Genomic DNA, 3742 nt, shown 5'->3' with positions numbered 1-3742 from the left:
GGAGCGACCATGGTGAAGCGGGTCACCATCGGCGACGTCGCCGCGCACGCCGGCGTGTCCACGGCCACGGTCTCCCGGGTGCTTAACGGCGGGGCCGTGACCGAGGCGACGGCCATCAGGGTGCGGGAGGCGGTCACGCGTCTCGAATACACCCCCAACGCGCTCACCAGGAGTATTTTCGCCGGACGCTCCAGCACGATCGGAGTTGTCATCCGCGACTTGAGCAGCCCCTTCTACCTCGACCTGATCCGTGGCATCGACGACGTGGCCGCCGCTAACGACAGCCTCGTCATGTTCGCCAACACGTTTCGTCAGATCGACCATGAGATCGCCCTGGTCCGGATGATGGACGAACACCGCGTGCGTGGACTGATCGTGACGACCGGCGAGGGGACTGACAGCCGCACCCGCCACATGGCCGAGAACGGCACGCCATGCGTGATTGTCGCGCGCATCGTGCGGGACCCGCCGCGGGGCATGCACTCGATCAGTCTGAACAACCTCGGGGCCGGTCGTCTGATGGCCGTGCATCTGGCCGAGTGCGGGCGGTCGTCCGTCGGTGTTGTCACCTCCGGGGGCCGCCCGTCCCAGATCGAGCGCACGGCGGGGCTGCGGCAGGCTTTCACTGATTTCGATCTGCCCCTGCCCCAGGACGCGGTGACCGTAGCGGAGACTGCGAAGGAGGTCGACCGCGCCGTCGGTACGCTCCTCGCGCGTGCACATGATCGAAAAAGGCCGTTGGACGCGATCGCCTGCACCACCGGGCGCCTGACCATCGCTGTCCACGCGGCGTTGACCGCTCGAGGCCTCGCCATTCCCGACGACATCGCGTTCCTGACCATGGATGACTTTCCCTGGGCCACCGCGCTCGGGATCACCGTGATCACCCAGCCCTCGTACCAGATGGGCCGACGGGCGGCCGAACTCGTCGTTGAACACCCCGGTGAGCCGGTCAGCATCGTTTTCGAACCGACGCTGGTCGCCCGCGGCTCCGCCGGTGAGAAACGCGGGCCGTGATCTGACGCACGGCGCTGACCTCTCCGGTCCGGCCATGGGGCCCGAGCCGTCGGCTCTTTGGAACGACACTCTCGCTGGCTGTCTCCGGCTGAGGCTGACGTTGTCACCGAGGCGGGTGTCTGGCACTCAATACGGTGCCGCGAGCCCAGAAAACATCGGGAAATGCTTCGGGTTACGGGTCCACAGATCGGCGTCCAGGTGCTGTGCTGTCGCGGCGATGACGTAATCGACAGGGTCGACACCGGGATGGGAACGCAGGTAGCGATTGGCGAGCATACCGGCACGTTCGGCCATGGAGTCATCGACTCCGACCATGTCGAGACTGTCCAGCAGGCGGTGCGTCGCATGTTCCTCGCCCGCCCGCATCCCCGCCAATATCTCGACCTTCGTCAGGACTGAGGCGACCAGGCGTTCCCCCGCCTGCGCGGCCTGGCGCAGCGCGCCGCGCGCACCCTGGTCGCCACGGAGATGATCGATGAGCACCGAGGTGTCGACGACGATTGCCATCAGTCGGCGAGGCGGTGTGCCATCCCGCGCCGCAGCCCTTCTACGTAGCTCGCCCCGTCGTCCACGCGGCCCGTCCAGCTCCCGAAGCTGGCGTCCAGAGCGCGCACCGTTTCCTCCGGGCGGCTCGAACCGTACACCCGGTCCACCGCGCGGCGCACAAGCTCGGCGAGGCCGAGCCCGCTGCGCCGGGACTCGGCCCGCAGCCGCTCGTACTGCTCGTCGGCCAGAGTGATCTGTGTACGGTGCGCCATGATGTAAACCTACATCGTTTGACGGCACAGGTGGCGCTGCTCGGGGGCGGGATGGACCTGGGTGAGCCGATCTCCGAGGGCACACCAGACATCCCCCGACTCGATGACGTCACGGTCGCCCAGGCTGTCTACGCTAACGGCCGTGATCTCTTCCTCTCCAGTCACAGTCCCGCCCGCTGATCTCGCAGAGCTTGCCCGCGCCGCGGCCGGTTGTCAGGCGCTGTCCCGCGCACGGCGGCTCGCTGCCTGGGTCGGCCCTGGTCGTCCCGTGACAGCGAAGGAGGTGCTCCGACCGGTTGATGTCGCGGCTGCCGCGGCCGGCGCGGGCCTGCCCGCTCCGGGAAAGGTACGCACAGCGGCCGACGTCCCAGAGTTACACCTTGCATGGCTGGCCGCGCGGTCGGCCCGCTGGCTGGTCATCGGCGGCGGTCGCGCGGTGGGCACCTGCCCTGCGGATTCCCCCGCCGAAAGCACGGACACCGCGGTCTCTCCGGGCACGGACGGGACCGACACCGATGCCAGCATGCTGAACACCTGGGCCACGGCGTTGGAGGAGGTCTGCCGGAGCCAGTCGCGCGACCGGAACCGGGCCGGGGTGCTGCTTGCCTGTCATCTGCTCCTGTCGATCCTGAGCGAACAGCCGAGCCTGCGTCAGGACGAGGTGGCCAAGCGACTCCGTGACCGGCTCTACGACCTTGACTGGATGTCCAGCTCGCTCGTACTCGGTTCGTTCAGCGGCAGCATGGGGCGGTTTGACAGCGTGCTGCGGCTGCTGGAGTCGTTCGCGGCAGTGGACAGCGGGGCCGACCGCGTCGCGCTCACGCCGCTGGGCCGTTGGCTTCACGAGGTCGTGCGCGCGTCTCAGGTGACGCCCTCGCTGCCGGCAGCCGAACTCGTCGCCCGCCTCGTCGCGACCGACAGCAGCGAGCAGGTCGACATGCTGCTCGCTCAGTGGACAGGCGAGCGCGACAGCATCGGGCTGCTCACCGAGCTACTGCGAGCAGCCGCCGACGCGGGGCCTGCCGCCCGCGGGGTCGTGGTGGAGGCTGTCATCTGTCACGGGCCTGAGATGCTACCCGCGATGATGGCTGTCCGGGACCTGCCGACGCTCGCGCCGCACGCGGTCGACGCCCTTTTCGCCCACGGGCTGGGCGATGAACCCGACGCCACGCAGACCCGCTGGCTGCGCACCGAGTTCTTGCTCGCCATCCTGCACCGCTACGGCACACAGGCCGTTCTCGACGAGGTCACCATGGTCGGTGGCCTGGCCAGAGCCGTCGGCGGCGGGCACCCGGACGAACCCGAGCTGCGCGAGGCCATCCACGCGGTTCTCGAGGCCGGCGGGCGGCCCCGTGCCCTCCGGCTGAAGGTCGAGCTGGACGGCTGGCGGCCACGAGCATGGCGCAGGGTGCGGATCCCGGCCGCCGCGAGCCTTGCCGACCTGCACCTGGTCATCCAGGCCCTGTTCGGCTGGGACGGAGACCATCTCCACGCTTTCACCGCCGAGAACGGGCTGAGGTTCGGTGACATCGACGAAGCCGAGGACGAGGACAGCACCTCGCTCTACCGCGTGCTGCCGCGGGTGGGCTCCCGGCTGGACTATCTCTACGATTTCGGCGCATCCTGGAAGCACACCGTAACGTTGGAGGGCTTCGACTTTAACGAGGCCGCGGACGCCGTCGAAGCCGGGCCGCTCCGCATCGTCTGCTTGGCTGGGAAAGGTGACGCACCGGTCGAGTACTGGAACCCGGAGGACTCGGAGCCCGGCTCGGTGCCGTTCGACAGTGAGGAGATCAACAAGCGCCTCGCCGAACTCGTTCCGGAGCAGGATGACGTCGGGACCGACGACGCGGCCACCGTAGATCTCGCGCCTGCCAGCCCGGTCGCGCCGAGATAGCGGCGGATCTCCCGGCCCGTGGGAAGATCCACGCGCATGCGGAGGCAACCTGCCCATCGCCGGCCTGTGC

At 68.7% G+C, this 3742-nt stretch carries 5 protein-coding genes; 3 read left to right on the top strand and 2 right to left on the bottom strand.

Annotated elements, in window-relative coordinates; all coding sequences use genetic code 11:
• Window positions 1-1017: LacI family DNA-binding transcriptional regulator (locus MJ783_RS13900; protein WP_239310860.1), on the top strand; the 1017-nt coding region annotated here is incomplete at its 5' end.
• Between the two features lie 126 nt (window positions 1018-1143).
• Here MJ783_RS13900 and MJ783_RS13895 read toward each other — a convergent pair.
• A complete protein-coding gene (locus MJ783_RS13895; protein WP_239310859.1) occupies window positions 1144-1524 on the bottom strand; it encodes a type II toxin-antitoxin system VapC family toxin in 381 nt (126 codons plus the stop codon).
• Entirely contained in the window at window positions 1524-1775 is a 252-nt protein-coding gene (locus MJ783_RS13890; RefSeq protein WP_239310858.1) for a ribbon-helix-helix protein, CopG family, read from the bottom strand. The genes MJ783_RS13895 and MJ783_RS13890 overlap by 1 nt, the downstream gene beginning before the upstream one ends.
• 18 nt (window positions 1776-1793) lie before the next feature.
• On the opposite strand from MJ783_RS13890, the gene MJ783_RS13885 reads away from it, so the two are divergent.
• On the top strand, window positions 1794-1955 hold the full coding sequence (locus MJ783_RS13885; RefSeq protein ID WP_239310857.1) for a hypothetical protein: 162 nt from the start codon (window positions 1794-1796) through the stop codon (window positions 1953-1955).
• 88 nt (window positions 1956-2043) lie between these two features.
• Complete coding sequence (locus MJ783_RS13880) at window positions 2044-3672, top strand: plasmid pRiA4b ORF-3 family protein (RefSeq protein ID WP_239310856.1); 1629 nt, start codon at window positions 2044-2046, stop codon at window positions 3670-3672.
• The last annotated feature ends 70 nt before the right edge of the window (window positions 3673-3742 follow it).

The organism is Protofrankia sp. Cj3 (assembly GCF_917627355.1).
Lineage (GTDB): Bacteria > Actinomycetota > Actinomycetes > Frankiales > Frankiaceae > Protofrankia.
Note: the sequence above shows the minus strand (reverse complement) of the source record. Positions and strands in the feature narration are given on the sequence as shown.

Bases quoted from the DNA above. Each gene is read 5' to 3' on its own strand.
- MJ783_RS13890 (WP_239310858.1), bottom strand. From the start codon at position 1,775: ATGGCGCACCGTACACAGATCACTCTGGCCGACGAGCAGTACGAGCGG.
- MJ783_RS13895 (WP_239310859.1), bottom strand. From the start codon at position 1,524: ATGGCAATCGTCGTCGACACCTCGGTGCTCATCGATCATCTCCGTGGC.